The sequence below is a fragment of the Pseudoalteromonas sp. SG44-1 genome, from assembly GCF_014164315.1.
GTDB classification, from domain to species: Bacteria; Pseudomonadota; Gammaproteobacteria; order Enterobacterales; family Alteromonadaceae; genus Pseudoalteromonas; species Pseudoalteromonas rhizosphaerae.
Genome location: NZ_JACJEW010000281.1, coordinates 1 through 293 on the forward strand (window position 1 = coordinate 1; position 293 = coordinate 293).

At 41.3% G+C, this 293-nt stretch carries 1 protein-coding gene; it reads right to left on the bottom strand.

Annotated elements, in window-relative coordinates; translation table 11 throughout:
• A partial coding sequence (locus H5187_RS24165; RefSeq protein ID WP_182798534.1) for a winged helix-turn-helix transcriptional regulator occupies positions 1–293 on the bottom strand: 293 nt, incomplete at both ends.

The window sequence follows — 293 nt, forward strand, 5'->3', positions numbered from 1 at the left end:
CGACTTTCTCACGCATTTCATCGAATACTAACTGCAACGTCAAATGTTTGTGCTGCTTTAAATCCTTATTGATGGTGAGCCAGTCAGGTGTTGGGTATCTTTTTTGACGGGGTGAGAAGTCCCTGATTTTTGTATTAAGAAACGTACCGTGTTGTTTATCGTCAGGTAACGGCCATTGGTTTAACCCTAACTCATTGGCCTTTTTAACGTAATTAGCCACAGTGCCAGGGGAGATATTTAAGCTTCTGGCAATCTCTCGATGGGATAATTTTGCTGAATATTTCAGCCGTAAA